The organism is Microbispora sp. NPDC046933, from assembly GCF_040644635.1.
Taxonomy (GTDB): Bacteria; Actinomycetota; Actinomycetes; order Streptosporangiales; family Streptosporangiaceae; genus Microbispora.
In genome coordinates this window covers 86,318-113,256 of sequence record NZ_JBEYWW010000023.1, presented here as the reverse complement: position 1 = coordinate 113,256, position 26,939 = coordinate 86,318, and the positions used below count along the sequence as shown (strand labels likewise).

The window sequence follows — 26,939 nt, the reverse complement described above, 5'->3', positions numbered from 1 at the left end:
GCCTAGTCCCTCACTCTCCCGTACGTGACCGCGACCGCGAAAGAGATCATCCCGCCTCCGCGATCACCTACAGGTGGTCCGGGATCTCCGAGAACCTGGGCTCGGCCAGCGCCTGCGGTCCGGCGAAGCCGTCGCCCACGGAGGCGGCCAGGCGGAGGTAGGCGTCCCGGGTGGCCTGCTGGAGCCGGTCCAGGTCGATCTCCGCTCCCTCCTCCAGGTGGGCGTCGTACGGCACGCGGACCACGGTGCGGCAGCGGGCCGCGAAGTGTGCCTCCAGCTTGTCGAGGTCCACGGTGGACTTCGACCGGGGCCGTACGCTGCAGAGCACCACGGTGGCGGCCCGGACGAGGTCGCCATAGTGGTGCGCCTCCAGCCAGTCCAGCGTGGCCGAGGCCGCCCGGGCGCCGTCCACGGACGGCGAGCTGACCAGCACGATCTGGTCGGCCATGCCGAGCACGCCTGACATGGCGGAGTGCAGGAGGCCCGTTCCGCAGTCGGTGATGCAGATGGAGTAGAAGTTCTCCAGCACCTGCGCCACCGCGTGGTAGTCCTTGGCGCTGAACGCCTCCGACACCGACGGGTCGCGGTCCGACGCCAGGATCTCCAGTCGCGAGGGCGTCTGCGAGGTGAAGGCCCGGATGTCCACGTATCGCTTGATCTGCGCGCGCTCGTTCAGCAGGTCGCGTACGGTGGCCGAGGTCTCCAGCTCGACCTTGTCGGAGAGCGTTCCACGATCGGGGTTGGCGTCGACCGCGATGACACGGTCGCCGCGCACCTGCGCGAGCGTGGCGCCGAGGCCGACGGTCGTCGTGGTCTTGCCCACCCCGCCCTTGAGGCTGAGCACGGCGACCCGGTGGTGGCCGGTGGCGACGGGTGTGCGGGCGCGCTGCACGAGTTCGCGGCGCCGCCGCACCTCCGGGGCCTCACCCGGCTTGATCAGCCCGGCGGACGCCTTGTAGACCAGCCGCCGCCAGCCCGTCGCGGGAGCGTTCCTCCGCCCCCTCAGCAGGGTGACCGGGTCGAGGCTGTCTGCGGTCGGCTTGGACCCCGCCGACTTCGACCCTGTCGTACGCGCCGGCGAGCTGAAGGCGGAGACGGGGGGAGCCGGTCGGCGCGAGGGCTGGTATGCCTCCCGCTCCGCCGCCGCGTCCCGTTCCACCGCGCGGGTCTGGTCCGGTGCGAGGCTCGGCGCCGGCGCAGGCGAGGGCACAGACGAGGGCGACGGCGCAGACGAGGGCGAGGGCGCGGGTGACGGCGTCGGTGCCGCAATCGGACCCGGCTCGTACGGCTTCCGCTCCTCGGCGGCCAGGTCCTCCCGCAGCGAGCCGGTGAAGCGGTCGTCCTTGAAGTCAGGCACGGCCTCGGCGCGTGGCGTGGCGAACGGAGACGGCATCTCCGGTGGCGCGGGCGGCTCCTCCGGCTCGGCGGCGGTGGCGGGTTCCTGCTGGGCGGCCGGCACCGGTACGGCCGGCTCCAGCCAGCCCCGCAGCGGCCCCTTCGTCGCGGATGACTCGCCGGACTCCTGGGGGGCGAAGGGCTTGACCGCCTCGCCACCGGAGAACGCACCGATGTTGTTGTAGGCGTCGGTGTCCGCCGGGGAGCCGGAGGAACCGGGTGAGCCGGGGAAGGCGCCGCCGAAGGCCCGTTCGCCGAACGAAGGAGTGGTGAAGGACGAGGGACCGCTCAGCGAGGTGGGGCGGCCGTCGTCCTCCTGCGGCTCATGGTCGCCGTCCGGTGTTTCCGGCGTCGTGCCCGAGGACGCCGCCGGGGACTCCGGTCCCCCACCGGAGGAGGCCCCCGGAGAGGAACCGAAAGAGGCCGCGAAGGACGACTCGGCCGAACGGTCCGGCGCCTGCTCGAAAGACGCCTCCGATGCCTGCCCCAAGGAAGACTCGGACGCCGCGCCGAAAGACGACCCGAAAGACGAGCCGAGCGGCGACCCGAACGACGGGGCGCTCACCGGCCCGGTCGACGTGGCGGATTCCTCACCCCTGGTCTCAGCCGCCGTGCTCGCGGTGGGCGGCTCGGCCGGCGGCGCGTCCGCACGCTCCTCTGAGGGCGCGGACTCGGGCCTGGTCACGAAGGCCGTCGTCTCACCGTAGGCCGTCGTCTCACCGTAGGCCGCCGTCTCACCGTAGGCCGCCGTCTCACCGTAAGCCGCCGTCTCACCGAAGGCCGCCCGGTCACTCAGGCTCGTCGTGTCGGCCAAGTTCGTCGTGTCGCCGAAGGTCGTCTCGCCGTACGTCGAGTCGGCGCCATATCCAGCCCCGAATCCGGACTTTTCGCCACTTCCAAAGCCGCCCGAATAGCCGGAATCGCCGCCGAAGAGGGACTCGCGGATGGGACCGGTGGACGACGGCTCGGAGGTCTGCGCGTCCTCCTGCGCCGGGGCCCCGTACGCGGAGCCGGTCGCGCTGTCGGCCGCGCCCCGGAACAGGCCTCCCGACGCCGGCTCTGCCGGGACGAGGCTCCAGGGGTCGGCGGGGTACGGGGAGGCGGGCTCGGGGTCGGCGGCCGGCGGCGGTGGAGAGGCGAGCGTGGCGGAGGTGACCGCGCTGACCGCTATCTCCACCTCGTCGGGCATCTCCTTGATCGCGTCAAGCCACGCGAGCTGGTCCTCAAGAGAATGGGGATCCTCACGATCATGTCTCGCCACCGTGTACCCCCTCGGGCTGGGCTAATGGGGTAGCAAACACATTGCAGATTAGCGCCACGTAATACGGTGAATGCGGGCAACCGCCGAGTTCTCCGCCACGCTACTTTAGGTCACATGCGTGCGATCGTGATTTCCGAACCCGGCGGACCTGAGGTTTTGGCCTGGCAGGAAGTGCCGGACCCGCGTCCCGGCGCAGGTGAGGTGGTCATCGACGTGGCCGCCTCGGCCGTCAATCGGGCGGACCTGCTCCAGCGTCTCGGCTTCTATCCGCCGCCGCCCGGAGCATCGGAGATCCCCGGACTCGAATGCTCCGGAACGATCATTGAGGTCGGCGAGAACGTCCCGCATCTCGCCCCCGGCGATCAAGTCTGCGCTTTGCTTGCGGGTGGCGGATACGCCGAACGGGTGGCGGTCCCCTGGCAGCAGGTGATGCCGGTGCCGGAGGGCATTGCGTTGGACGAGGCCGCCGGTCTTCCCGAGGTCGCCTGCACGGTGTGGTCGAACGTCTTCATGACCGCCCGCCTGCGGAAGGGCGAGACCCTGCTCGTCCACGGCGGCGCGAGCGGCATCGGCACCATGGCCATCCAGCTCGCCAAGGCGTACGGCTCCCGCGTGCTCGTGACGGCCGGATCGGCGGACAAGCTCGCGCGCTGCCGCGAACTCGGCGCGGACGAGGGCGTGAACTACCGCGAGGAGGACTTCGCCGAGAGGTTCGAGGGACAGGCCGACGTCATCCTCGACATCATCGGCGCGAAGTATCTGCCCGGGAACCTCCGCGCCCTCGCCACCGGCGGCCGGCTGGTCGTCATCGGCATGCAGGGCGGCGCGAAGGGCGAGCTCGACCTCGGCACGCTGCTCGCCAAGCGGGCGACGGTCCACGCGACCGGGCTGCGCAACCGCCCGGTGGACGACAAGGGCGTGATCTGCCGCGGCGTGGTGGACAACGTGTGGCCGCTCGTCGCGGCCGGGGCCGTACGGCCCGTGGTGCACGAGCGGATCCCCCTCGACCAGGCCGCCCGCGCCCACCGGATGCTCGAAGAGGGTGACCACATCGGCAAGCTGCTGCTGGTCAGGTGAGTTAGGTTGGATCGGGTCGGGAGTGTCCGGCGCCGCCCGGCCACGCGCGGCAGGGCCGTGATTCGTCAGGCACGACCTGGCACGGTGCCCCCCAGCGGAGCGAATCAGGAGTTGTAAGCGATCGATGAACGCAGACGAGAGCACGCCGCAGATCGTGGTCGTGGGGCCGCAGGGCCTTTCGGTCTCCGGCGGCGACGGTAAGGGCGAGCACGAGGAGCGGTCCGTCGCCGACCTGGTGGAGCAGCCCGCCAAGGTCATGCGGATCGGCAGCATGATCCGCCAGCTGTTGGAGGAGGTGCGGGCGGCTCCCCTCGACGATGCCAGCCGCAAGCGGCTCAAGGACATCCACCAGAGTTCCATCAAGGAGCTCGAGGAGGGCCTGGCCCCCGAACTGGTGGCGGAGCTGGAACGGCTGTCCCTGCCGTTCAGCGACGAGAGCGACACCCCGCCGAGCGACGCGGAGCTGAGAGTCGCGCACGCCCAGCTCGTGGGCTGGCTGGAGGGCCTGTTCCACGGCATCCAGACCACGCTGTTCGCCCAGCAGATGGCCGCGCGGGCGCAGCTGGAGCAGATGCGCCGCGCGCTCCCCGGCGGCATGAGCCAGGCCGCGCAGGACGACCAGGGCCACCGCGCCGGCGGTCCCTACCTGTAGAACCCCGTACGCGCTGACTCAGAACAGGGTCTCGAGCACGACCGCCACGCCGTCCTCGTTGTTGGCCGCCGTCACGTGATCGACGGCGGCCAGCACGTCGGGGTGGGCGTTCGCCACCGCGTACGACGTGCCGGCCCAGGTCAGCATCGACAGGTCGTTCGGCATGTCGCCGAAGGCGACCACCTCCGCGGGCTTGATCCCCCGCTCCTCGGCCAGGGTGGCCAGCGCTGTGGCCTTCGTCACACCGTACGCGCTCATCTCGATCAGCGCCCGCCCGCTCGAGTGGGTCGGGGTCACGATGTCTCCGACGATCTCCAGCACCCCGCGGTGCAACTCGTCGGGGTCCATCGAGGGGTGCTGCGCGAGCAGCTTGGCGCACGGCTGGGACGTCAGCGCCGCGATGGCCACCATCCGCCCGTAGGACAGCTCCCGGGCGTCCCAGCGCCCCAGCGCGTAGTCGGACTCGTGCGCGAAGCCTCCCTCGTACTCGACCGAGAACGTGAGATCGGGCACATACCGCCGCAGCCGGGCCACGCACTCTTCGAGGATGTCGGGGGCGATCAGGTGCGACTCGACGATCTCCTCGGTGTGGAGGTCGTACACGAGCGCGCCGTTCGCACAGATCGCGAGGCCGCGGTGCCGTACGGCTCCCGCGACGGTGTGCATCCACCGGGGCGGACGCCCGGTCACGAAGACGAGGGTGCCGCCGGCCTCCTCCACCCGGGCGAAGGCGGCGGCGGTACGTGGAGAGACCGTTCCGTCGGTGCGCAGGGCGGTGCCGTCGAGGTCCGTGGCGACGAGGCGGGGGCAGGTCATGACAGGTTCCAGTGTGCACCGAGATAGGCCGTGGCATGCCCTCGGCCACACCCGGTGCGAGAAATCTCCTCCGGACGTGGAACACCAACGGGCTACATAGTGTTAGATGTGAAGGCGTTGTATTAGCTGTTCCCGTAGCGAAAACCAGTTTGACTGTATGAGCCACCCGGGGAGCTGTGCGACACACCCGGGGTCCACGAGGTGTGGTCCCCAAGATTCACTTCCTTAGGGAGAGCAGTAATGGCTCAGGGAACCGTCAAGTGGTTCAACGCTGAGAAGGGCTTCGGCTTCATCGCACCGGACGGCGGCGAGCCCGACGTGTTCGTGCACTTCTCCGCCATCACGGGCAGCGGCTACCGCAACCTCGAGGACGGCCAGCGGGTCGAGTTCGAGGTCATCGCCGGTCCGAAGGGCCCGCAGGCGTCGAACGTCCGGGGCATCTGACCTGACTTGAGAAAGGCGGGGTTCGCCGTGGCGAGCCCCGCCTTTCGCGTGCCCGGGGTGACCCGGCGGTAAGCGCGGCGGCGGACCCGCGAAGGCCGCCGCGCATGAAAGTTTCACGCGCGGAGCCGTTCTCCTCACTCGGATGCCGTCCGAAGCGAGAGATTTACATCACATCTGACGCCCCTGCCGTCAAAGGTGCAGGTCGCACTTTGGTGGACATCTGAGGCTTTCGGCCGCACTACGTCGCGCCGGCGACTACACCGTGCCGACGAACCACACCGTGCCGCCGAGCCACACCGTGCCCCGCCGAACCACGCCGTGCCGCCGAACCCGGCCGCTGAGGGGAGCCACCGGGCCCAGAACCACAGGGAGACAGAACCACCGGGACACAGACACGAAGACCTCCGTACGTGGCGGTCGGCACCACGCCGGAGGTCCTCGATCAGGGGCCCGTGGATCTAACGGGACAGCGGCTCCAGGACGTCGAGCCCCACGTACGGCCGCAGCGCCTTGGGGACGACCACCGAGCCGTCGGCCTGCTGGTGGTTCTCCAGGATCGCCACGATCCAGCGGGTGGTCGCGAGCGTGCCGTTGAGGGTGGCCACGTGCTGCGGCCTGCCGTCCCCGTCCTTGTAGCGCACCTTCAGGCGGCGGGCCTGGAAGTCGGTGCAGTTGGAGGTCGAGGTGAGCTCGCGGTAGCGGCCCTGCGAGGGAATCCACGCCTCGCAGTCGTACTTGCGGGCCGCCGAAGTGCCGAGGTCGCCCGCCGCCGTGTCGATGATGCGGTAGGGCAGCTCCACCTTCTCGAGCATCTCCTTCTCCCAGGCGAGCAGCCGCAGGTGCTCCTCGTGGGAGTCCTCCGGCCGGCAGTAGGAGAACATCTCGACCTTGTCGAACTGGTGGACCCGGATGATGCCCCGGGTGTCCTTGCCGTACGAGCCGGCCTCACGGCGGAAGCAGGACGACCATCCGGCGTACCGCAGCGGCAGCGACGCGCGGTCGAGGATCTCGTCGGCGTGGTAGGCCGCCAGCGGCACCTCGGAGGTGCCCACGAGGTAGAGATCGTCCTCGGGCAGCCGGTAGATCTCCTTGTCGTGGGCGACGTGGAAGCCGGTGCCCTGCATCGACTCCGGCTTCACGAGCACAGGAGTGATCATCGGCGTGAAGCCGGCCTCGATCGCCTGCTGCATCGCCATGTTGAGCAGCCCGAGCTGGAGCCGTGCGCCGACGCCCCTGAGGAAGAAGAACCGGGCACCGGAGACCTTCGCGCCGCGCTCGATGTCGATCGCGCCGAGCAGCTCGCCCAGCTCGACGTGGTCGCGCGGCTCGAAGTCGAAGACCGGCTTCTCGCCGACCTCCTCCAGCACCACGTAGTCGTCCTCGCCGCCGGGGGGCGCGCCCTCCTCGACGATGTTCGGCACGGTCATGAGCAGCTCGTCGAGCTCGCTCGCCAGCGCGGCGGCCTCGGTCTCGGCCGTCTTCACCTGCGCGGCCAGTTCCTTCGCGCGGTCGAGCAGCGCCTGGCGCTCGTCTCCGGACGCGCGGGACACCGACTTGCCGATGCTCTTCTGCTCGGCGCGCAGCGACTCGAAGTTGTTGAGCGCGGCACGGCGGCGCTCGTCGAGCGAAAGCAGGGTCTCCACGACCGAGTCGTCCTCGCCGCGGACGCGCTGCGACGCCCGGAGCCGGTCAGGGTCCTCACGAAGGGTTCGCAGGTCAATCACGGCTCAAAGGCTACCGGAGCCGGTGCGGCTCCCGCCCGTCAAGCGAGACCGGCGCGGATCTTTCCGAGCCATTCGGCGGCCTCGGCGAAGTCCGCGTCCGCCGTACCCTCCTTGATCTGCGTCGGAACCCGGTCGGCCCGCGGGTAGCTGCCGAGGAACCGCAGGTCGTCGCAGAGCCGGTGGAGACCGGCGACGGCCTCCCCGACCCGGGCGTCGGCGATGTGGCCCTCGAAGTCGAAGTGGAAGAAGTAGCGGCCGATGCCGTCCCCGGTGGGACGCGACTCGATGCGGGTCAGGTTGACCCCGCGCACCGCGAACTCGCTCAGCATCTCCAGCAGCGCGCCCGGGTGGTCGTCGCGGAGGAAGGCCACGAGCGAGGTGCGGTCGGCGCCGGTGGGCTCGGGCAGCCGCCCGGGCCGGTTCACCTTGATGAACCGGGTGACGGTGTCGGAGCGGTCGCCGATGTTCGAGCCGATCGCGTCGAGCCCGTAGTACTCCCCGGCGATCGCCGGGCTGATCGCCGCGTCGTACGGAGACTCGGGAGAGGCGACCTCCTGCGCGGCGGCGGCCGTCGACGAGGCCGCGATCACCACGGCGCCGGGCAGCTCGCGCTCGATGAACCCGCGGCACTGGGTGTGGGCCGCCGGGTGGGTGATGACCCGCTTGATCTGCGCCATCTCGGTGCCGGGCCGCACCAGTAGGGAGAACTCGACCGGAAGCAGCCACTCGCCGGTGATGTGGAGCGGCCTCCCCCCGGCCAGCTCGTCGAGGGTCTGTGTGATCGCCCCCTCCACCGAGTTCTCCAGCGGGACCACCGCGCCGTCCGCCTCGCCGTCGCGGGCGGCGTCGAGCGCGGCTCCGACGTTGGCGCAGGGCAGGCGCTCGGCATCCGGCTCCAGGAGTCGCAGGGCCGCCTCACAGAAGGTGCCCTGAGGCCCCAGGTACGCGAGCTTCGACATGTCCTCAAGGGTATCCGCAGGTAGCTGTGGCGAGCATGCGGAGACACTTCTGTGGAAAACATCCTCGTCCGGCTCGTCCTGTGGACAGGCCCGCTCATCCTGTGGACAACCGCGGCCGCGAACCGCCCGTGGACGGTCCTCGCCGCACCCCAAGGCGTGGTCTGTCGGACCGTCCCCGTCCTCGCGGATCGGCACCCCCGCCGTCCCGCCTCAGCGGGGGAGGCGGTGCGGCTCGACCTCCGGCCCGATGCCGAGCCTGGCGGCCCACACGGCGTGCTCCTCCTCCGGCGACAACGGCTGCACTCCCTTCCCTCCGCGTACGGCACGGGCGTACGTGCGGGTCTCGGTGCGTCCGTTGATCGACGTCAGCACGACGCCGTCACCGAAGCCGTTGACCAGCGCGAGCGAGAACGACAGCCTGCCGGTCATCTCGTCGAGCGCGTCGTACCGATACAGCGCCACGTCGCGGATCGCCCTGCTGTCCACGGGCCCCTCGACGGGGGCCCGCCGGGCGAGGGCGTCCAGGCATTCCCGCACGGAACGGCGGGCGGCGCGCAGCGCGGTCAGGCCGACGGCCACGCCGGTCACACCCGCCAGGACCCCGGCCATCTCCACAACGGTAACCAGCACGGCACCGAGCGTAATGAATTGGTCAAGTCGCCGCAGCGGGAACGGCGACAGCGGCCCGCCGCCGGGGCAGCCAGGAGCCGAGGAGCCAGACCAGGCCGATCGCGCCGAGCCCGAACGCGTTCTGCACGATCTTCCCCGCGACCGGGCTGAGCACGGGGATCTCCAGTGCCTTGAGCGCCACCCCCCACCAGGGGATGGGCAGCACGTAGTACAGCCACACGCCCGCAGCGACCAGCAGCCGGACCGGGTCGCGGCCGGACCCCGCGAGGGCCGCGAGCACGACCACGACCCAGGCGATGTGGTGGATCCAGGCCACCGGCGACAGCAGCACCGCCATCAACCCGGTGAGCGCCACCGCCGTCGTCACGTCGCCGTCCAGGTACGCCCGCCGGGCGCGGCGGAAGCCGTACCAGCCGATCACGGCGACGGCGGCGAGCCAGAGCAGCGAGGTCAGCCAGCCGGGCAGGTAGAGCCTGAGCAGCATGCCCCGCAGCGACTGGTTGGTGGTGGCGGCGTTCGCCCCCAGCCGCTCGGAGTCGAGCAACGCCCCGAACCAGAAGTCCCGGGCGTCGTCGAAGATCACCAGGAACGGCAGCAGTGTGAGCAGGGCCGCCGTGAACACCGCCATGAAGAAGGCCCGGCGCTGTGCTGTGCTCCCGTGGCGCTGCCTTGGATCCCCCTCCCGGGAGGGCAAGGCGGTGATCGCCAGGTAGACGAGGAACACGCCGGGGGTGAGCTTCACCGCGGTCGCGAGGCCGATCAGCATCCCGCGCGGCCACCACGGCCTGCGCACCACGCAGTCGAGCAGGCACAACGCCAGGAGGAACAGGTCCACCTGGCCGAACCTGAACTGGTCCCTGATCGGCATGAGATAGGTGCACGCGGCGCACAGCACGGCGAACAGCAGCGGCGCGGCCAGCGCGCCGCGCACGCCGTCCAGGAAGGCCCGGAAGGCGTGCCGGACCGTCACGGCGAGGACGGCGACGATGGCGACCGTCCACACCCACTGCGCGACCGGCCACGACACCAGGGCGAGCGGCACCGCCAGCATCGCGGCCACCGGCGGGTACGTGAACGGCAGCAGCTGCGGAGCCGGCGTGATCACGTCGTAGACGGGCAGACCCCGCAGCAGCGCCCAGCCGCCCGTACGGTAGACGTCCAGGTCCACCAGGCGCTGGTCCTCGGGGTTGGTCAGCCAGTAGGCGATCAGCGGCGACGCCGCGACGGCCAGCGCCACCAGGGCGAGCGCCCACGCCCACGCGGGCCGGCGGGCCCCGGCGATCCGGCCAGTCGTCATGACCAGGCAGGCTACCGTGGACCGTGTCCGCACCGTTATCGATCATGAGGGAGCGCGGAACAGTGCGTCGCAGGCCGGTGGGGCTCCTCGCGTCGATCCTGGCGCTCGTCGTGGCGGCCCTCGTCCTGCCCGTCTCGCCCGCGTCGGCTGCTCGACAGGCCACAGCGGTGACGGGCCGGGTGGTGGTCATCGGGGTGCCCGGCCTCCGCTGGGACGACCTCGACCCGCGCCTGACCCCCGCGCTGTGGGGGCTGGCCGCCCGCGGCTCCAGCGCGTCGCTGTCCACGCGGGCGGTCCCTCCCGAGGGCCTGCCGGTGACCTGTCCGGCCGCCGGGTGGCTGACGGTCTCCGCGGGCCAGCGGGCGGGGGCTCCCGGCGCGGGCTGCGGGCCCCTTCCCGAGCCCGTCACCGCCGCCGACGGCACGGCGACGATTCCGAACTGGTCAGAACTGGTCGCCGTGCAGCAGGCCGGTCCCTTCAAGGCGCGGCTCGGGCTCCTCGCCGACGCCGTGACCGCCGCCGGAGGAAAGATCGCGGCCATCGGCCCGGGGGCCGCCCTGGCCGCCGCCGACCTGTCCGGCAGGGTCGCGACGTACGCCGCGGCACCCGCCGCGCTGCCCGACCTCACGCCGTACGCCCTCGTCGTCGCCGAGGCGGGGGAGATCACCCGGGCCCAGGCCGACGACCAGGCGGACGACGGGCGCGGGCAGGCGCGGCGGGCGGCCGTGAGCGCGGCCGACCGGACCGTCGCCGAGGTGCTCGCCAGGGTGCCCGCCGGTTCGGCCGTGCTCGTGGCGGGGCTGTCCGACTCCCCCGGCCGCGGCGAGGGCTCGATCGCGCACCTGCACGTCGCGATCGCCGCCGGCGGGCCCTACGGGCACGGGTGGCTGACCGCCACCTCGACCCGGCAGCGGGCACTGGTCACGATCACCGACGTCACGGCGACGGTCACGCACCTGCTCGGCGTCCCCACTCCCGAGGGCGCGGTCGGCAGGGCGTGGTCGGGCGGCGGCGCGGCGCCGCCCGTGACCGAGGCCGCCCGCGGGCTGGCCGACGCCGACCTGGCGAGCCAGGTGCTCAGGGAGGTCAGGGAGCCGTTCTTCATCACGCTGGTCGCCGCGCAACTGCTCTTCTACGGCCTGGCCGCGGTCGTGGTCAGGCGCCACCGGCGGATGCTGACGACCACACGGGTCGTCGCGACGGTCAGCGGCGCGCTCCCGGTGTCGATCTTCCTGGCGCAGCTCGTGCCGTGGTGGGGCTTCGCGCACCCGATGCCCGCCCTGCTCGGCACGATCCTGGGATTCGCCGTCCTGGTGGCCGGGCTCGCGTACGCCGGGCCGTGGCGCCGCCACGTGCTGGGGCCGCCCGCCGTGGTCGCCGGGATCAGCTCGCTCGCGCTCCTGGCCGACGTGGTGACGGGCTCGCGGCTGCAGGTGAACGCGGTGGCCGGCTACGAGCCGGTGACCGGCGGCAGGTTCTACGGCTTCGGCAACATGGCCTTCGCCGTCTACTCGACGGGCACGATCCTGCTGCTGGCGGCCGTCGCCTGCGTGCTGCGCCGCCGGCCGAGGCTCGCCGTGGCCGTCTGCGTGGCGTACGGCCTGCTCGCGATCGTCGGGGACGGCTGGCCGACGTGGGGCGCGGACTTCGGCGGGGTGCCGTCGTTCGTCCTGGGCGTGGCGGTGTGCGTGCTGATGGTCTCGGGCAGGCGGGTGTCGGTCGTGCGGCTCGGGCTGATCGCCGTGGCGGGGGCCGCGCTCATCACGCTGATCGCGGTGCTCGACTGGCTGCGCCCCGCCGACCAGCGCACGCATCTGGGGGCGTTCGTCCAGCAGGTCGTCGGCGGCGAGGGCGGCTCGGTCGTCGGACGCAAGCTCGGGGCGATGCTCCACACGCTGGGCAATCTGCCGCTGACGCTGCTGTCGCTGGTGGCGCTGGCGTTCCTGTTCCTCGTGCTGGCCCGGCCGTCCCGGTGGGGCGCGCCCGCGCTGAGCCTGGCCTACGAGCGGGCGCCGGAGCTGCGCGGCGGGCTGTTCGGCGCGCTGACCGCGGCGTTCGCCGGGTTCCTGATCAACGACTCGGGGATCGCGATCCCGGCGATGGCCCTGACGGTCGCGGTGCCGCTGACGCTGGCGGCGTCCGTACGCGCGCTGCAGACCGCGCCGCCCACCACAGCAGCGCGATCGTCAGCGCCAGCAGGAGCGACGGCGCCACCCAGCCCCTGACCACGTCGACGAGCCACCGCAGGTCGTCCGGCTGATCCGCCTGACGGGCGGGCAGGTAGGCGAGCGCGAGCACGGCGAGCCGGGCGACCAGGAACGCCTCCAGGCCCGGCCAGGCGACCAGGGCCAGCAGCGCGAACCCCAGCCCGTCATACCAGGGCAGCGTGTACGGCGTGGCGAACAGCCAGGCCACGGCGACGGCCAGGGCGACCACGGGGCCCTCGCGCTCGGCCGCCGGACGGCCGCGCAGCAGGAGGGCGGCAATAGCGGCCAGCAGGAGCAGCGACCCGGCCTGGATCCACGCGTGGTAGGCCCCGGACCCGAACACCGCCTGCAGGGCTCTTTTCACGAGCGCCCACGGTGTGGCCAGCGAGACGGACTTGCTGGCGTCGAGCAACTGGTCGAGCGAGTGGGGCCCGGCCAGCAGGTATGCCACGAGCACGGTCAGCGTCGCCGACCCGGCGACCAGGGCGAGCCGCCGGGGGCTCCGGCGCAGCTCCCACGCCGTGCCCAGCGCCACCAGGCCCGTGGTGGCCTTCACCGCCACGCCCAGGCCGAGCGGCACGCCCCGGCGGGCGACCAGCCCGGCCACGACGAACGCGATCGCCACGGTGTCGAGGTGCATCCCGGCCACGAGCTCGTAGACGATCAGCGGGTTGGCCGTCCACAGCAGCGCCGCACGGCGCTGCCGCACCGGATCGCCGGCGGTGGCGCGGTGGAGCAGCAGGCCGGTGGCGACGAAGGCGGCGGCGTTGACCAGGGCCATCACGAAGACCGTCAGGCCGACCGACTCGCCCCCGATGTGGCTCGCCAGCGCCTGTACGGCCGTCGCGACCGGGCCGTACACGCTGGGCGTCCTGGTCCACTCCTCCACCCGGCCGATGACGGGGTCGGCGGGAAGGTCGGCGGGCACGGTCGCGTACGGGTCGTAGCCGAGGGCCGCCATCCGCCCGTACGCCGCGTAGTTGAGGTGGTCGGCAGACCCGGAGGGCGGCAGGAACGCGAGGACCGCGGCGGCGGCGCACCCGGCGACGACGAGCGTGCGCGCCCGCGGCATCCGGTCGGCGTACGCGAGGCCGCCGGCCAGGCCGACCGTGCCGAGGACGAGCGCGGCGGCGGCCAGCGCGACGACGAGGTGGCCGCCGGGCGCGAGGTCGAGCGAGTAAGGGGGCTGCCACGACCGCCCGGGCAGCCACGGCACCATCGCGGACGGCCCGAGGGCGCCGATCGTGATCGTGAGGAGGATCGACAGGCCGCCGGCGGCCGGGGCCAGCCGGGCGACGGTCCCTGCGCGCCCCCTCGAATCCACCCGAGAATTCCACCACACCGGCTCGCCGACGTGGGCGAAGCCACCAGGTGGCCCGACTCAACAGCGCGGCTCAACAACGCGGCTCAACAACGCGGCCAAACAGCGCGGTTCAGCGGCGCGGCTCAGCGGCGCGGCGGGCGGAGGGCGGCGCGCGCCTGGCCCACGGCGGGCTCGCGGGCGGCGAGCGCCAGGCCGACGTCGCGGAGCTGCCTTGCCCTGTGCAACTGGGAGCGCCAGTCGGTGCCGGTCGCCCGGTGCGACATCTCGACCTCGACCTCGACCACCCGGAAGCCCTTCCTGAGCAGGTCGACGGTCATGCCGGTCTCGACGCCGAAGCCGTGGGCGAGCGGCCGGGCCGCCTCGAACGCCGCCCGGGTGAGACACCGCTGCCCGTTGAGCGGCTGGGTCGCCTCCCAGCCGGTGAGCCGCTTGATGCCGTCATGGGCCAGCCGTACGACCATGCCGTGCCCGCCGAGCTTGACCCTGGTCGCGAACTTCGCGATGGTCAGGTCGGCCTCGCCCGCGCGTACCGGGTCGATCAGCGGGAGCGCCGCCGCCGCCGTCTCGCCCAGGTCGGCGTCGAGGAACAGCAGGTGCCGGGGATGGTCCTCGTCCAGGAGGCGTACGGCCTCGGCCCCGCTCTCCATTGCCGCCGCCTTGCCCCGGTTGCGGCTGTGCCGTACGACCCGGGCGCCCGCCGCCCTGGCCACCCGGCCGGTCTCGTCGGACGAGCCGTCGTCGACCACGACCACGAGATCCACGCCGGGCAGCTTCAGGGCGGCGGTCACGGTGGCGCCGATCCTGTCGGCCTCGTCCTTCGCCGGGATCACCACCGCGGTGTCCGGCTCGGGCACTGCCATCTCCCCCATGCGCCTAGCCCTGGTGCTCGGCGGTGAGCAGGTCGGCGGGCACCGTGTCGTGCACCGTGAACACCGAGTCCAGGCCGGTGACCTGGAGAATCTTGCGTACCGCCGGTCTCGGCGCCGCCACCTCCAGGGTGCCGCCCCGCTCGCGCAGCCGCTTGAGCGCCGACAGCAGCACGTTCATGCCCGTGGAGTCGCAGAACTCCACTCCGGACATGTCGATGACCACCCGGTCCGGCCCGGTCTCCAGCAGACGGGTGAACTCCGCCTGCAGCCGGGGCGCGGTATATAGGTCGATTTCGCCGAAGACGGCCATGACGGCCTGACCGGCGTGGGATTGCGTCGCGACTTTGAGCTCCACGAGGCGCACACTAGCGTCGTCCCGGCCTCGGGTCACGCTCCATCGGATTCGTCGAAGAGTCGTCCGCCCTTTGTCCCCGATTCCGGCCCCACGTAAACGCGGAGTGCGCGAAGCTTGACGCCATGCGACACCGGCGTCGCCGGATGGAGGGCCCGGAACCTCCGCGTCTTGGTCGTCACACCGCAAAGGAGGGCGGGCGCCGAGCACAGCGGGCCCGAGAGCAGATGAACAGTGAGATACCCGAGGACCCCCAGCGCCGCGTGCTGCGCGAGCATCTGGAGACCATCCAGGTGCGCACAGAGAAGGCCTCGTCGTGGCGCGACGCGGCCGAGCCGCTGCGCGGCCTGGTCAACCGCGAGGGGTACGTCCCGGTCAGCGCCCGGCTCGCGGCCGAGGACCTCGACTTCCTGGCCGAGGCGCGCGAGGAGCTGCTGAGCTTCTCCGAGCTCGGCATCCGGCTGCTCGAACTGCACCAGCCCAGGGACGCGGGCGGCATCTCGAGCGACCCGGCCAACCCCATCCTCCGGTGCCGGAGCTGCATGTGGCGCTGGCCGTGCCCCACGTTCCGGGCCATGGCGGAGGCGTTCACCCCGCGCCAGCGGGAGGCCGCCCCGGACGTCCCCTCCTGGCGCGGCCAGCTGGAGCACCAGACCGACCTGTGACCCCGGCACGGCGCTGAGCTGCGCTTCCGTGCCGGGTTCTGCGACGCCAAGAGGCACCGAAGTCGTCATTAAGTGTTCGCCATGGAGGCGTTCCTAACTTCCCTTGTGTAAGGGCCGGCGTGCGGAAACGGGCGCCGGCCGGCGCAGGAGAGGACCGCGGGGCCCGGACGTCGAAGGGCTTGCCGGGTCCCGGATGGGAAGAGCGTCATGAAACTGGTCTACAAGGTCCTGGCCTCCCTCGTCGCGGCCGAGGTCGCCGTGCAGGCGATGGTGGTCGTTCTCGGCGACGCCGGGCTGTTCAAGTACGTCGAGCAGGGCGGCGTGATCGACAAGGCGGCCGCGGAGAGCGGGGGGATCGACTTCCCCGAGTTCTTCGCCTTCGTGGTCCACGGCGTGAACGGAATGATGGTCATTCCCTCGATCGCGCTGTTCCTCCTCGTCTCCTCGTTCTTCGCGAAGCTCCCCGGAGCGGTCAAGGGGGCCGCCCTCGTGGTGCTACTCGTCGCGGTCCAGGTCTCCCTGGGCCTCCTCGGCCACCAGATCCCCGCCCTGGGCGCCCTGCACGGCCTGAACGCGCTGCTGCTGTTCAGCGCTGCCGTCCACGCCGCGCGCCGCGGCCGCGAAGTGGCGGTTGGTGCGGCGGTGGGCGCGGCGGTGGGCGCGCCCGCCCAGCCGCACGGCCGTGTCGAGACCGTCGCCTGACGACACCTCGCATGAACGGGACTCGCCGTCGCGGCGCCCGCCTCCGGCTCGCTCTGGCGGGCGCCGCGACCATCGCCCTGCTCGGCCCGCCGGTCTGGATGTGGCAGGACAGTCTCATGCCCGGCGCGTACTCGGTCATGGACATGGGATACGCGGACTACGGCGGCGCTCTCACACACGTGGCGGGCACCTCCGAACACTCCGAACACAGCGGGCATTCCGAGCACGGACACTCCGAGCACGGACACTCCGAGCACAGACACTCCGAGCACACGGCGTCGGCGCGGAGCCTGACGTCGTTGACGGCCGACCCGGACCGCGCGGCCGACGTCGCGATCACCCTGGTCGCGCGCAAGCAGCGGTTCCGGCTGCCCACGGGCCGCACGGTGGACGGATACACGCTGAACGGCACCTCTCCCGGCCCGGTCATCCACGCGACCGTCGGGCAGTTGGTCGAGGTCCGCCTCGTCAACGAGTCGGTGCCGGACGGCATCACGCTGCACTGGCACGGCGTCGACGTGCCCAACGCCGCGGACGGGGTCGCCGGCGTCACCCAGGACGCGGTCGGCGTGGGCCGGTCGTTCACCTACCGGTTCGTCGCCGGTCAGGCGGGCACCTTCTGGTACCACTCCCACCAGGTCTCCCACGAGCAGGTGCGCCGCGGTCTGCTGGGCGCCCTGGTGGTGACCCCGGCGGCACCGCCGCCCGCAGGCACGGCCGACGTCGTGGCGCTGCTGCACCTCTACGACGGGGCCCGGACGATCAACGGGCGGGAGGGAGACGTCCGCGCCGTGGCGCGCCCCGGCGCACGGGTGCGCGTACGGGTGATCAACACGGAGAACGGCCAGACGCCCGTATGGGTCGGCGGCGCCCCGTTCCGGCTCGCCGCCGTCGACGGCACCGACCTGCACGAGCCCGCTCTCGTACGGGACACCGCCGTGACGGTCACGGCGGGAGGCCGCGCCGACATCGAGGTGACCATGCCCGAGGACGGCTCGCCGGTGCGGGTCCACGTCGGCGGCCCGGCCGGCGTCGTGCTCGGCTCGCGGTCGTACGACGCGCCCGCCGTCCCCCGGCCCACGGCCACGCTGGACCTGCTCTCCTACGGAACTCCGGCGTCACTCGGGTTCGACCCGGACCGGCCCGACCGGCGGTTCGACTACGAGATCGGGCGCCGCCCGGGCTTCCTTGACGGACGTCCCGGAGTCTGGTGGACGATCAACGGCCACATGTTCCCCGACGTGCCGATGTTCGTCGTCGCCGAGGGCGACGTGGTGCGGGTGCGCATCGTCAACGACAGCGGCGAGCCGCACCCGATGCACCTGCACGGCCATCACGCCGTGGTGCTGAGCCGAGACGGCGTGCGGGCGACGGGCAGCCCGTGGTGGGTGGACTCGCTCGAGGTCGGCACCGGCGAGTCGTACGACATCGCCTTCCTCGCCGACAACCCGGGCATCTGGATGGACCACTGCCACAACCTGCCGCACGCCACGGAGGGTCTCGTCGCCCACCTCATGTACGAGGGAGTCACCACGCCCTTCACCGTGGGCGGGACGGCCGGGAACGAGCCGGAATGACCTCTCGAGGTGAGGACCTCGCGAAGGCGGCCCCCACCACGGCCTGGTCCCGTGATGCTGGAACGCTCCGGCCCCCGCCTGAACCTTTCATGACAGGCGATGTCACCCGTGCCGGGTCGGGTCCCGGTCCGGACGGCGACCTCGCATGTCACCGCGCCGGGACCCCTGACTGCGAGGGCCACCTGACCGAGTCCCGAACCTCTCATCGGTTGATCTCCGTCGCCGCGATGAGAACGTGATGACGGCTGGTCGAATGATCAGCCCGCGAAGGGAGGAGTCTCCATGGTTCGCACGTTCCAGTCCTGGGGCGACCGCCTGCTCGCCCGCCTGGTGCCGAGGACCGAGGCGTCGGCAGCGGTGCCGTGCTGGTGCATGCAGCAGAAGTGGTGCTGCTACGGCGGCAACTACGGCTACTACTGCGGCCAGGTCGGCACCTGCTGAGACCCTGCCGCGGCGGGCCGCGTGCGGACGACGTCCGCACGCGGTGCCCGCCGGTCCGGCTCCGGGGACGTGCCGCAGGGCGTCACGGCATCCCCGGAGCCGACGGGTCCGCCTGGTACCCGCCGCCGGCTCACAAGCGGCGGAGTCGAAGCCGAAGGGAAATCCGTGACCTACGTGCTCCTCGCCTGCCGGATGGCCATCGGGCTGACGTTCCTGGTCTCGCTCGCCTCGAAGCTGCGCGGCCGGGAGTCCTGGCTGCGGTTCGCCGGGGCGACGGCGCGGCTGCTTCCCAGCCGTACGGTGACCACGCGGGCGACACAGCGCCACCACGCGCTCGCCGCCGTGGTGGCCGCCGTGGAGGGAGCCGTCGTCGTTCTGCTGGTCGTCCCGGCCACGGCGTCCGCCGGGTTCGCGGTGGCGCTGGCCGCGCTGGGGGCGTTCTCCTTGGTCATCCACAAGGCGATCCGCAGGGGCCTCATGGTCCCCTGCCACTGCTTCGGCGGCCGGAACCTGCCGGTCGGGCCCGCCGACCTCGCCCGCAACGCCCTCCTCGGGCTGATCGCCCTCACCGGCCTGGCGCTGACGGTCCTCGTCCCCGTACGCGGGCCGGCCGAGCCCGCCGGAGCGGCGGTCGCGGCCCTGGCCGCGCTGCTCGTCACGGTCCTGGTCGTGCTGACGGAGGAGATCGCCGACCTGTTCGGGCTCACTCGGGAGAGCAGGTAGCGGTGGCCCACCAGGTTCACGGGCGGCTGATCCTCCTTCTCGTCCTGGCCGTGGCGGTCTCCGGCCTGGCCCTGGTCGCCTGGCTGCGGCGGCGGTTCGTCGTGGTCGAGGTCTCCGGCGACAGCATGCGGCCGAGCTTCCACACCGGTGATCGCGTCCTGGTGCGGCGCATCCCGCCCCGGCGCGTACGGACCGGTGAGGTCGTGGTGGTCGAGGCGCCGAGGCCCCGGATGCATCAGCCGGGGCCGGAACGCAAATGGCACATCAAGCGGGTGGCGGCGGTCGGGGGCGATCCGGTGCCCGCACCGGTCGCGGACGCGCCCGCGCTCCGGAACGCCGACCGGGTGCCGTCCGGCCACCTGGTCGTCCTGGGCGACAACCCCGGATCCAGCCTGGACTCGCGCCAGCGCGGCTTCGTGCCCGCCGACCTGGTCCTGGGCGTGGTCCTGCGGCGGTTGCCGCCGGAAAACAGCCGATGAAAGTCACGGCCCGAGCAGGGAGATCTCATGCCGTTCCTCATCGCCTTCGTCGCCGTCGTCGGCGTCCTGTGCGCCGTGGACCTCGTCCTGTCCGTGGGCGTCATCAGAAGGCTCCGTGAGCACTCGGAGGCGTTGGCCGCACTGCGGCGCGGGCCGGCGGTCATGGCCCCTGCCGGGTCGGCCGTCGGGACGTTCACCGCCGTGACCACGGACGGGGAGACCGTCTCCGACGACACCTTCTCCGAGACGCCCACGCTCGTGGGCGCGTTCTCGCCGGGCTGCCCCGCCTGCGCCGAGCGCCTGCCGTCGTTCGTCGACGCGGCCAAGAACCACGCGGGCGGGAGGTCGTCGGTCCTCGCCGTACTGTCCGGCCGCGAGGAGGACGTCGCGGCGGAGCGGGCCGCGCTCGAACCCGTCGCCCGCGTGGTGATCGAAAGCTCAGGCGGCGCCCTCACGAGGGCGCTGTCGGTATCCGGGTTCCCCGCCTTCGCGCTGGTCGCCGCCTCCCGCACGATCCTCGCGAGCGGCACCAGCATGGAGGGCCTGGGCGCGTGAGGGCGGTCTGGGCGGCCGTCCGGCTCGCCTGGGAGTCGGGCAGGGCGCGACTGACCGCCTACGGCGCGCTGACCGTCGCCGGCGCGGTGATCCCACCGGCCGTCGCCTGGCTGACCAAGGTCGTGCTCGACCTGGTCGCCCACGGGACGGCGGCCCCGGCGTCGATCGCCTGGTTGGGCGCGGCCCTGGCCGCCTGCGGGATCGCGGCGGCCGTCGCCCCCCAGGCCACCCTGTATCTGAAGGAGGAAATCGGCAGGAGGGTCGGCGTCATCGCGCAGGACCGCCTGTTCCTCGCCACCGAACGGTTCGTCGGCCTGGCCAGGTTCGAGGAACCCGCCTTCCTCGACAGGCTCAGACTCGCCTTGCAGTACGGCGGCGCCACGCCCGGCATGGTGGTCATGGCCGCCTTCGGGACCGTCAGGTCGGTGATGGCGGGCGTGAGCTTCCTCGGCGCGCTCACCCTGATCAGCCCGTGGATGGCCGTCCTGGTGGCGGCCACCGCCGCGCCGGGCCTCGCGGCCGAGGTCTGGCTGTCCCGGCGCCGCGCCGCGATGCTGCTCGTGATAGGCCCGAACGAGCGCCGTGAGATCTTCTTCCAGGACCTCCTCCTGAGCGTCCAGGCGGCCAAGGAGATCCGGCTGTTCGGCCTCGCGGGCCACCTTCGCGGCCTGATGCGCGAGCAACGCGTGACGGCCAACGCCGAGCGCCGCCGCACGGACCGCCGGGAGCTCGCCGTCCAGAGTGTCATGAGCGGCACGAGCGCCCTGCTGGCGGGAGCGGGTCTGCTCTGGACCCTGCTGGAGACGCTCGGCGGGGGCCGGACCGTCGGGGACATCGCGCTGTTCGTCGCCGCCGTCGCCGGAGTCCAAGGGGCGATCGTCGGCCTCGTCGGGGAGATCGCGAGGTTGCACCAGCAGGCCCTGCTTTTCGGTCACTACCTGTCGGTGCTGGCGGCCCCGCCGGACCTCCCGGTGCGGCCGGAGCCGGTGCCCCGGCTGCGGCGGGGGATCGAGTTCCGCGACGTCTGGTTCCGCTACTCCGCGGAGCACGAGTGGGCACTGCGAGGCGTCTCTTTCACCATTCCGTACGGACACTCGGTCGGCCTCGTCGGCCGCAACGGCGCGGGCAAGAGCACGGTGGTCAAGCTGCTGTGCCGGATGTACGACCCGGAGCGGGGTGCGATCCTCTGGGACGGCGTCGACCTCAGGGATGTCGATCCCGCGCGGCTGCGGCGGCGGATCGGCTCGGTGTTCCAGGACTACATGACCTACGACATGAGCGCGGCGGAGAACATCGGCCTCGGCGACCTCGACGCGATGGGGGACCGGGAACGGATAGCCGAGGCGGCCGGCCGGGCGGGGGCCGACGGCTTCGTCGGCGCGCTGCCCCGCGGCTACGACACGCTGCTGTCGCGGATCTTCCTCGACGGCGGCGAGGCGGGCGTCCACCTGTCCGGCGGTCAGTGGCAGCGTCTCGCGCTGGCACGCGCCTACCTCAGGGGCGGACGTGACCTGCTGATCCTGGACGAGCCCAGCTCGGGCCTGGACGCCGAGGCCGAACACGAGATCCACAGCGGGCTGCGGCGGCACCGGGCAGGGCGGACCAACCTGCTCATCTCGCATCGTCTCGGCTCGATCCGGGAGGCCGACCTGATCGTGGTCCTGGACGAGGGACGGGTGGCCGAGCGCGGCTCGCACGCCGACCTGCTGCGCCTCGGCGGCCTGTACGCGAGCCTGTTCGCGCTTCAGGCGGAGGGCTACCAGGCCGGCTGACACGGTCACGCGGGCCGCCCGACCTGGGCGCAGCGGGTCCAGCTTCAGGAGCAGGCCCAGCAGGCGCAGGCGGAGACGCTCGTGGGGCTGGGCGTGGCCATCAAGGAGCGGCACACGGAGCGGCACACGGAGCGGCACACGGAGCGGCACACGGAGCGGCACACGGAGCGGCACGCGGAGCGACAGGCGTGGTACGAGCGCATGGCCGGGGCCAGGTCACCGATTCGTGGGTGAGGTCTGCGGTGCTGTCCAACTGGCGAGGAGTTTGAGGCGGTCCTCCGAGGGGGTGCCCGGCTCGGCCGTGTAGATGATCAGGTCGTGGACGGCCCGTTGAGGCAGGGGCAGGTTCAGGGAGCGGAAGGTCATCTCCAGACGGCCGACTTCGGGATGGTCCAGCCGCTTGATGCCTTCGTGACGGATTCGAACGTCGTGACTGGCCCACATGGTGCGGAAGTCGGGGCTGAGCGTGGACAGCTCGCCGACAAGCTCACGCAGGGCCTGGTCGTGAGGTTCACGTCCGGCTTCGGCGCGGAGCACTGCGACCGTGGCCCTGGCGCCTTCCTCCCAGTCGACGAAGAAGTCGGGGGAGCCGGGGTCGAGGAAGAAGTAACGGGGGAAATTGGCGCAGCCCCGGTCGCCGGTGGTGTCGCTGTCGAACATCGGTGAGTACAGGGCCCTGCACAGCGCCTTGCTCGCGACGATGTCCAAACGGCCGTCGCGTACGAAGGCGGGGGCCATGGTCATGGAGTCCACCATCCATTGGACGGGAGACGGGAAAGAGGTTGTGTTTATACCCTCCATAAACGCGACCTTGCCCGCCTTCGACGGCGCCGTTTTCCTGGGGTCGGCGCACTTGAACGGCACTCCTTCGTCGCGGGCCGCCGTCCGCCTTCCCCGTCCACACCTCAGGAGCATGACCATGGCCAGCAAGACCGTACTGATCACCGGCGCGACCAGCGGTATCGGCGCCCACACCGCGCGGTTGCTCCTCGACCGCGGCCACCGTGTGGCGGTCACCGGCCGCGACGAGAGCAAACTGAAGACTTTCCTTGACGAGGCCGGCCACCCCGACCGGCTGCTGGGTCTTGTCGCGGACGCGGCGGACTGGCAGGCCACCGAGTCGGTCGTGACCCGCACGGTGGAGCATTTCGGTGCCCTTGACGCGGCGGTGGCCAACGCCGGATTCATGTCCGGTGACTCCATCGGGGCCGGTGACCCGACGTCGTGGGCGCCGATGGTTCTCACCAACGTCCTCGGCCCCGCCCTGCTGGCCCATGCCGCCCTGCCCCACCTTGAGGCCACTGGCGGACGGCTGGTGCTCATCGGCAGCGTCGCCGGGCTGAAGAACTCTCCCGCCAATCTCTACTCGGCCACCAAGTGGGCTACCACCGGACTCGCCGAGAACCTGCGCCTGCACGCCACGACCCGCGGCATCGGTGTCACTCTTGTCAACCCCGGCATGATCGACACCCCTTTCTGGCAAGGCGCCGGCGTTCCCCCCTTCGCCCTGTCTCCCCAGCCCATCGCCGAGGCCATCTGCTTCGCCCTCGACCAGCCGGCAGGCGTCGACCTCAACACCCTGACCATCCGGCCCATGGGCCAGCCCGTCTGACCACGGCTCGGTTGTCACACCACGCCGCTCACTCTCCCGGTCACGTTGTGAAGCCGGGAGCCGAACGACGGCGTACGTGGGAGACCATGCCGAGCCCTGCCTCGCGGCCGGCTGCGGACGTCCCGCCTCGGCTGAACACTGTCAGGCCAGGGGCAGCGTGATAGTGAATCGGCAGCCGGGGCCGTCGTTGACCACGCCGATCTCTCCGTCGTGGGCCTCCACGATGCCGCGTGCGATCGCGAGGCCGAGCCCGGCGCCGCCGTCGGGGCCGGGCGTCCGCGCCGCCTCGCCGCGGAACGCGACGTCGAAGACCCGGGGAAGGTCCTCCTCCGGGATGCCGCCGCAGCCGTCGAGCACCGACAGGCGGGCGGTCGTCTCTTCCGCCGACGCCCGCACGACGACCGTCCCCCCGGCGGGCGTGTGGCGGATGGCGTTCACCACGAGGTTCCGTACGGCCCGGCCGAGTTGCCCGGCGTCCGCGTGCACCGGGACCCGCGGGTCCGCCTCGCCGGTCAGGTGCACCCCCTTGGCGCGGGCCAGCGGCTCGACGGCGGCGAGGGTGTCCGCGACGAGGTCGCCGAGCCCCGTGCGGGTGAGCGTGGGCCGCAGGGTGCCCGCGTGGATGCGCGACAGCTCGAACAGGTCCTCCACCATCCCGGCGAGCCGGTCGACCTCCACCCTGATCTGCACGTGGTAGCGCTTGACGGTCTCGGGGTCGTCGGCCACCCCGTCCTCCAGGGCCTCCACCATCGCCCGCATCCCGGCGAGGGGAGTGCGCAGGTCGTGGCTGACCCACGCGACCAGTTCGCGCCGCGCGCTCTCCAGCGCCCGCTCGCGCTCACGGCCCAGCCGCAGCCGCTCGTACGCCTGCTCCAGAGCGGTGCTGATGGTCTGCAGCTCGGCCGGGAGCGGCGCGGGCGGCGGGGTGAACCGGCCGGAGGGCGGCACGCTCTCCAGCGCGCCGACGAGGCTTTTGCTGGCGCGCACCACCGTCCGGGCGTTCACCAGCGCGACGCCGAGGCCCACCAGGCCGCCGATGCCGACGACGGTCAGCACGATGTTCTTCGGCCGCCCATCGATGATCATGGCGAGGGTGATGGCGACCACCCCGGCCAGGGTCGCGGAGACCGTCACGGCCGCGACGACCGCGAGCATCACACCGATCGACCGGCGGCGCAGCACCCGCAGCAGCGCCAGGCCGAGGGCCGCGATGACCAGGCCGAGCCCGGCGGCGACCGCGACGATCTGGACGATCACGACAGTGGCTCGTAGCGGTAGCCGACGCCCCAGACCGTGACGATCCTGCGCGGGTCGGTGGGGTCGTCCTCGATCTTCTCCCGCAGCCTGCGCACGTGGACCGTCACGGTGGAGGAGTCGCCGAACGACCAGCCCCAGACCTGGTCGAGCAGGGCCGTGCGGCTGAACGCCTGGCGGGGGTTGCGCAGCAGGTAGACGAGCAGGTCGAACTCCCGGGCGGTCAGGGTGATCTCCTTGCCGCCCAGGCGCACCTCGTGGGCGCCGACGTCCACCACCAGGTCGCCGTCGCGCAGCACGCCGGTGCCCGTCGGCACCAGCGCGCCGCGGGCCCGCCGCAGCACGGACTGCACGCGCAGGGCCAGCTCGCGCGGGCTGAACGGCTTCGTCACGTAGTCGTCCGCGCCGGTCTCCAGGCCGACCACCCGGTCCATCTCCTCGCCGAGGGCGGTCAGCATGATCACCGGGACGGGCCAGCGCTCCCGCAGCTTGCGGCAGACCTGAAGGCCGTCGAGCTTGGGCAGCATCAGGTCGAGCACCATCAGGTCGGGCGGGTCGGCCAGGGCCCGCCGCAGCGCCTCTGCCCCGTCGCCCACGCACTCGACCTCGTGCCCGTCCCGTTCCAGGTAGCGGGCCACCACCTCGGCGACGGTGGGGTCGTCGTCCACCACGAGGACACGGGCGGGATTCTGGGGAGTTCTCGAGGAGGGCACGCCCTCAACGGTAAGTCCGCCGGACGAGCCGGCCGAGCCACGTCATCGACCCGTAAGAACCGGCCGCTCTCGGCGGCCGTCCCGGCGCGCCGTGCCGCGCCACTCCCCGCACGTCATGACTGCCGGTTGGTGAATCGAGGCTGAACGCGATGATTCACGTGAAACCTCATGGATCGTGGGTATGGGAACCGATTCTGGATCAAGCTCGCGGTTGTCGGTCCCACCGCGTACCTTGGGGCCATGGCCCGTACCGTACTGACCGTACTGGGGATCCTCCTGGCCCTCTGGCTGGTGTTCGGATTCGTGATCCCCGCGCTGTTCGCGACGCTGAAGTTCCTGCTCATCATCGGGATCGTCGCCCTCGTCGCCGTCGTCGTGGTCACCGTCGTCGGGAAGCTGTCCCGCTGAGGTGAACGCCCTCCAGGCCGCCATCGGATCGCTCGTCTGGCTGCTGGCCGAGTTGGCCGCCGGGTCTTCGGGCCCCGGCGCGCTGACCGCGGTCGGCCTGGCCGGCGTGGCCGTCCTGGCGTTCGCCTGGATGCTCTGCCGGCTGGCCGGTGTCCCCGTCCTGCGTCAGGGGCCGGACAGGCCGTCGTACAACGGTGAGACGGCGATGGTCAGGCTGCGCGATCCCGGCACGCCCGGCCGTCCCCGTCCCCGCGCACCATCAGGAAGCCCCGCGCTCGGCTGACCGGCGATCCGGTCACGAGCGCTTTCGTCATGCCCTCACTCACCTGGTCACAGACGAAAGGCTTCCCATGTTCGACTTCGTGCTCGACCCCGCCTACCGGCTCATCGACGCGCTCAGCCACGTCACCGGCGCCGGGCTCGCGATCGTCCTGGTCACCCTCGCCGTACGGCTGTCGCTGCTCCCGCTGAGCGTCCGCGTCGCCCGCGCGCAGCGGATCCGGGCGCGGCTCGCTCCCCAGGTGAACAAACTTCGCACGCGGTGGAAGAACGACCCGCAGCGGCTCCTGCGTGAGGTGAACGCGTTGTACGCCAAGGAGGGCGTCGGCCAGTTCACCGGCTACCTCCCGGCGTTCGCGCAGTCGCCGTTCTTCATGGTGACCTACCGGCTGTTCACGGCCGCCGTGATCGCGGGGCACCCGAACCTGCTGCTGGCGCAGAGCGTGCTCGGCGTGCCGCTGGGGGAGCACCTCGCGGCGGCGGTCGCCGGCGCGGGCCTGGTGAGCCCGCCGACACTGGTGTTCGCCGGGCTGCTCGCGCTGCTCGTGGCCGTGGCCGTGATCGCCGCCCGCAGGGTCGAGCCCACGGCTCCGATGCGGCGCCTCCAGGTGCTGGCGCCGTTCTGGACCGTGGCCGTGGCGGCCTTCCTCCCGCTCGCGGCGGGCGTCTACCTGCTCGTGAGCAGCGCCTGGACGACGGCCGAGCGGGCCGTCCTCTACCCGCGCACGGTCTGACGCCGAGGTGGAATGCTG

General features: G+C 72.0%; 28 protein-coding genes and 1 pseudogene. 17 read left to right on the top strand and 12 right to left on the bottom strand.

The window, feature by feature from the left end; translation table 11 throughout:
- Positions 1 to 67: 67 nt before the first annotated feature.
- Positions 68 to 2,656: a MinD/ParA family protein gene (locus ABZ857_RS28255; RefSeq protein WP_357048262.1), complete on the bottom strand. Its 2,589-nt coding sequence runs from the start codon at positions 2,654 to 2,656 to the stop codon at positions 68 to 70.
- Positions 2,657 to 2,770: 114 nt separating this feature from the next.
- On the opposite strand from ABZ857_RS28255, the gene ABZ857_RS28250 reads away from it, so the two are divergent.
- Positions 2,771 to 3,733: an NAD(P)H-quinone oxidoreductase gene (locus tag ABZ857_RS28250; protein WP_357048259.1), complete on the top strand. Its 963-nt coding sequence runs from the start codon at positions 2,771 to 2,773 to the stop codon at positions 3,731 to 3,733.
- A 124-nt stretch (positions 3,734 to 3,857) separates the two neighbouring features.
- Positions 3,858 to 4,385 (top strand): bacterial proteasome activator family protein, encoded by a 528-nt coding sequence (locus ABZ857_RS28245; protein WP_357048256.1) that lies wholly within the window; start codon positions 3,858 to 3,860, stop codon positions 4,383 to 4,385.
- An 18-nt stretch (positions 4,386 to 4,403) separates the two neighbouring features.
- On the opposite strand, the gene ABZ857_RS28240 is transcribed toward ABZ857_RS28245, so the two are convergent.
- Positions 4,404 to 5,201 carry an HAD family hydrolase gene (locus tag ABZ857_RS28240; protein ID WP_357048253.1) on the bottom strand — a complete coding sequence of 266 codons (798 nt, stop codon included), beginning with the start codon at positions 5,199 to 5,201 and terminating at the stop codon, positions 4,404 to 4,406.
- 240 nt (positions 5,202 to 5,441) lie between these two features.
- On the opposite strand from ABZ857_RS28240, the gene ABZ857_RS28235 reads away from it, so the two are divergent.
- Complete coding sequence (locus tag ABZ857_RS28235) at positions 5,442 to 5,645, top strand: cold-shock protein (RefSeq protein ID WP_030511000.1); 204 nt, start codon at positions 5,442 to 5,444, stop codon at positions 5,643 to 5,645.
- A 458-nt stretch (positions 5,646 to 6,103) separates the two neighbouring features.
- Here the strand turns inward: ABZ857_RS28235 and serS are convergent, their stop codons facing one another.
- The 4 genes from serS to ABZ857_RS28215 form a co-directional block, all read right to left on the bottom strand.
- The gene (gene serS / locus ABZ857_RS28230) at positions 6,104 to 7,369 is read right to left on the bottom strand and encodes a serine--tRNA ligase (protein ID WP_357048250.1); all 1,266 of its coding nucleotides are present in this window, start codon (positions 7,367 to 7,369) and stop codon (positions 6,104 to 6,106) included.
- Between the two features lie 38 nt (positions 7,370 to 7,407).
- Complete coding sequence (gene pheA, locus ABZ857_RS28225; RefSeq protein WP_357048247.1) at positions 7,408 to 8,328, bottom strand: prephenate dehydratase; 921 nt, start codon at positions 8,326 to 8,328, stop codon at positions 7,408 to 7,410.
- Positions 8,329 to 8,538: 210 nt separating this feature from the next.
- Positions 8,539 to 8,958, bottom strand: coding sequence for a DUF4446 family protein (locus ABZ857_RS28220; protein WP_357048244.1), 420 nt, complete (start codon positions 8,956 to 8,958; stop codon positions 8,539 to 8,541).
- A gap of 22 nt (positions 8,959 to 8,980) precedes the next feature.
- Positions 8,981 to 10,255 carry a glycosyltransferase 87 family protein gene (locus ABZ857_RS28215; RefSeq protein ID WP_357048241.1) on the bottom strand — a complete coding sequence of 425 codons (1,275 nt, stop codon included), beginning with the start codon at positions 10,253 to 10,255 and terminating at the stop codon, positions 8,981 to 8,983.
- A 62-nt stretch (positions 10,256 to 10,317) separates the two neighbouring features.
- Between ABZ857_RS28215 and ABZ857_RS28210 the strand changes: the two genes are divergently transcribed.
- Positions 10,318 to 12,480, top strand: coding sequence for a hypothetical protein (locus tag ABZ857_RS28210; protein WP_357048238.1), 2,163 nt, complete (start codon positions 10,318 to 10,320; stop codon positions 12,478 to 12,480).
- A 187-nt stretch (positions 12,481 to 12,667) separates the two neighbouring features.
- On the opposite strand, the pseudogene mptB reads toward ABZ857_RS28210, so the two are convergent.
- The 3 genes and pseudogenes from mptB to ABZ857_RS28195 form a co-directional block, all read right to left on the bottom strand.
- A pseudogene (gene mptB, locus ABZ857_RS28205) lies at positions 12,668 to 13,534 on the bottom strand (polyprenol phosphomannose-dependent alpha 1,6 mannosyltransferase MptB); the annotation flags it as partial.
- A 374-nt stretch (positions 13,535 to 13,908) separates the two neighbouring features.
- Positions 13,909 to 14,640 (bottom strand): glycosyltransferase, encoded by a 732-nt coding sequence (locus tag ABZ857_RS28200; protein ID WP_357048235.1) that lies wholly within the window; start codon positions 14,638 to 14,640, stop codon positions 13,909 to 13,911.
- 19 nt (positions 14,641 to 14,659) lie between these two features.
- Positions 14,660 to 15,010, bottom strand: coding sequence for an STAS domain-containing protein (locus ABZ857_RS28195; RefSeq protein ID WP_030511009.1), 351 nt, complete (start codon positions 15,008 to 15,010; stop codon positions 14,660 to 14,662).
- A 224-nt stretch (positions 15,011 to 15,234) separates the two neighbouring features.
- On the opposite strand from ABZ857_RS28195, the gene ABZ857_RS28190 reads away from it, so the two are divergent.
- The 9 genes from ABZ857_RS28190 (at position 15,235) to ABZ857_RS28150 (ending at position 22,155) form a co-directional block, all read left to right on the top strand.
- On the top strand, positions 15,235 to 15,672 hold the full coding sequence (locus ABZ857_RS28190) for a hypothetical protein (protein ID WP_357048233.1): 438 nt from the start codon (positions 15,235 to 15,237) through the stop codon (positions 15,670 to 15,672).
- A 207-nt stretch (positions 15,673 to 15,879) separates the two neighbouring features.
- A complete protein-coding gene (locus tag ABZ857_RS28185) occupies positions 15,880 to 16,374 on the top strand; it encodes a hypothetical protein (protein ID WP_357048230.1) in 495 nt (164 codons plus the stop codon).
- An 11-nt stretch (positions 16,375 to 16,385) separates the two neighbouring features.
- Positions 16,386 to 17,951: a multicopper oxidase family protein gene (locus ABZ857_RS28180; protein ID WP_357048227.1), complete on the top strand. Its 1,566-nt coding sequence runs from the start codon at positions 16,386 to 16,388 to the stop codon at positions 17,949 to 17,951.
- Between the two features lie 282 nt (positions 17,952 to 18,233).
- Positions 18,234 to 18,392: a hypothetical protein gene (locus ABZ857_RS28175; RefSeq protein WP_193201905.1), complete on the top strand. Its 159-nt coding sequence runs from the start codon at positions 18,234 to 18,236 to the stop codon at positions 18,390 to 18,392.
- 165 nt (positions 18,393 to 18,557) lie between these two features.
- Complete coding sequence (locus ABZ857_RS28170) at positions 18,558 to 19,115, top strand: MauE/DoxX family redox-associated membrane protein (protein ID WP_357048224.1); 558 nt, start codon at positions 18,558 to 18,560, stop codon at positions 19,113 to 19,115.
- A gap of 2 nt (positions 19,116 to 19,117) precedes the next feature.
- Entirely contained in the window at positions 19,118 to 19,594 is a 477-nt protein-coding gene (locus tag ABZ857_RS28165) for a S26 family signal peptidase (protein ID WP_357048221.1), read from the top strand.
- 27 nt (positions 19,595 to 19,621) lie between these two features.
- A complete protein-coding gene (locus ABZ857_RS28160) occupies positions 19,622 to 20,149 on the top strand; it encodes a redoxin family protein (RefSeq protein WP_357048218.1) in 528 nt (175 codons plus the stop codon).
- Positions 20,146 to 21,921, top strand: coding sequence for an ABC transporter ATP-binding protein (locus tag ABZ857_RS28155; protein ID WP_357048215.1), 1,776 nt, complete (start codon positions 20,146 to 20,148; stop codon positions 21,919 to 21,921). The genes ABZ857_RS28160 and ABZ857_RS28155 overlap by 4 nt, the downstream gene beginning before the upstream one ends.
- 81 nt (positions 21,922 to 22,002) lie before the next feature.
- Positions 22,003 to 22,155, top strand: coding sequence for a hypothetical protein (locus ABZ857_RS28150; protein ID WP_357048212.1), 153 nt, complete (start codon positions 22,003 to 22,005; stop codon positions 22,153 to 22,155).
- On the opposite strand, the gene ABZ857_RS28145 is transcribed toward ABZ857_RS28150, so the two are convergent.
- Positions 22,138 to 22,677, bottom strand: a complete 540-nt coding sequence (locus ABZ857_RS28145) for a transcriptional regulator (protein WP_357048209.1) — start codon at positions 22,675 to 22,677, stop codon at positions 22,138 to 22,140. The genes ABZ857_RS28150 and ABZ857_RS28145 overlap by 18 nt on opposite strands.
- A gap of 163 nt (positions 22,678 to 22,840) precedes the next feature.
- Between ABZ857_RS28145 and ABZ857_RS28140 the strand changes: the two genes are divergently transcribed.
- A complete protein-coding gene (locus ABZ857_RS28140; protein ID WP_357048206.1) occupies positions 22,841 to 23,533 on the top strand; it encodes an SDR family NAD(P)-dependent oxidoreductase in 693 nt (230 codons plus the stop codon).
- Between the two features lie 141 nt (positions 23,534 to 23,674).
- On the opposite strand, the gene ABZ857_RS28135 is transcribed toward ABZ857_RS28140, so the two are convergent.
- On the bottom strand, positions 23,675 to 24,790 hold the full coding sequence (locus ABZ857_RS28135; protein ID WP_357048203.1) for an ATP-binding protein: 1,116 nt from the start codon (positions 24,788 to 24,790) through the stop codon (positions 23,675 to 23,677).
- Positions 24,787 to 25,500, bottom strand: coding sequence for a response regulator transcription factor (locus ABZ857_RS28130; RefSeq protein ID WP_357048200.1), 714 nt, complete (start codon positions 25,498 to 25,500; stop codon positions 24,787 to 24,789). Before ABZ857_RS28130 ends, ABZ857_RS28135 begins: the two co-directional genes overlap by 4 nt.
- Positions 25,501 to 25,740: 240 nt before the next feature.
- On the opposite strand from ABZ857_RS28130, the gene ABZ857_RS28125 reads away from it, so the two are divergent.
- The 3 genes from ABZ857_RS28125 to yidC all read left to right on the top strand — a co-directional run bounded on the left by ABZ857_RS28125 (position 25,741) and on the right by yidC (position 26,921).
- Entirely contained in the window at positions 25,741 to 25,908 is a 168-nt protein-coding gene (locus ABZ857_RS28125) for a hypothetical protein (protein WP_167530395.1), read from the top strand.
- A 1-nt stretch (position 25,909) separates the two neighbouring features.
- Positions 25,910 to 26,191 carry a DUF6412 domain-containing protein gene (locus ABZ857_RS28120; RefSeq protein WP_357048197.1) on the top strand — a complete coding sequence of 94 codons (282 nt, stop codon included), beginning with the start codon at positions 25,910 to 25,912 and terminating at the stop codon, positions 26,189 to 26,191.
- Between the two features lie 67 nt (positions 26,192 to 26,258).
- A complete protein-coding gene (gene yidC, locus ABZ857_RS28115; protein ID WP_357048194.1) occupies positions 26,259 to 26,921 on the top strand; it encodes a membrane protein insertase YidC in 663 nt (220 codons plus the stop codon).
- The last annotated feature ends 18 nt before the right edge of the window (positions 26,922 to 26,939 follow it).

Bases quoted from the DNA above. Each gene is read 5' to 3' on its own strand.
- ABZ857_RS28250 (WP_357048259.1), top strand. From the start codon at position 2,771: ATGCGTGCGATCGTGATTTCCGAACCCGGCGGACCTGAGGTTTTGGCC.
- ABZ857_RS28245 (WP_357048256.1), top strand. From the start codon at position 3,858: ATGAACGCAGACGAGAGCACGCCGCAGATCGTGGTCGTGGGGCCGCAG.
- ABZ857_RS28240 (WP_357048253.1), bottom strand. From the start codon at position 5,201: ATGACCTGCCCCCGCCTCGTCGCCACGGACCTCGACGGCACCGCCCTG.
- ABZ857_RS28235 (WP_030511000.1), top strand. From the start codon at position 5,442: ATGGCTCAGGGAACCGTCAAGTGGTTCAACGCTGAGAAGGGCTTCGGC.
- pheA (WP_357048247.1), bottom strand. From the start codon at position 8,328: ATGTCGAAGCTCGCGTACCTGGGGCCTCAGGGCACCTTCTGTGAGGCG.
- ABZ857_RS28215 (WP_357048241.1), bottom strand. From the start codon at position 10,255: ATGACGACTGGCCGGATCGCCGGGGCCCGCCGGCCCGCGTGGGCGTGG.
- ABZ857_RS28190 (WP_357048233.1), top strand. From the start codon at position 15,235: ATGAACAGTGAGATACCCGAGGACCCCCAGCGCCGCGTGCTGCGCGAG.
- ABZ857_RS28185 (WP_357048230.1), top strand. From the start codon at position 15,880: ATGAAACTGGTCTACAAGGTCCTGGCCTCCCTCGTCGCGGCCGAGGTC.
- ABZ857_RS28180 (WP_357048227.1), top strand. From the start codon at position 16,386: ATGAACGGGACTCGCCGTCGCGGCGCCCGCCTCCGGCTCGCTCTGGCG.
- ABZ857_RS28175 (WP_193201905.1), top strand. From the start codon at position 18,234: ATGGTTCGCACGTTCCAGTCCTGGGGCGACCGCCTGCTCGCCCGCCTG.
- ABZ857_RS28160 (WP_357048218.1), top strand. From the start codon at position 19,622: ATGCCGTTCCTCATCGCCTTCGTCGCCGTCGTCGGCGTCCTGTGCGCC.
- ABZ857_RS28145 (WP_357048209.1), bottom strand. From the start codon at position 22,677: ATGGTGGACTCCATGACCATGGCCCCCGCCTTCGTACGCGACGGCCGT.
- ABZ857_RS28140 (WP_357048206.1), top strand. From the start codon at position 22,841: ATGGCCAGCAAGACCGTACTGATCACCGGCGCGACCAGCGGTATCGGC.
- ABZ857_RS28125 (WP_167530395.1), top strand. From the start codon at position 25,741: ATGGCCCGTACCGTACTGACCGTACTGGGGATCCTCCTGGCCCTCTGG.
- yidC (WP_357048194.1), top strand. From the start codon at position 26,259: ATGTTCGACTTCGTGCTCGACCCCGCCTACCGGCTCATCGACGCGCTC.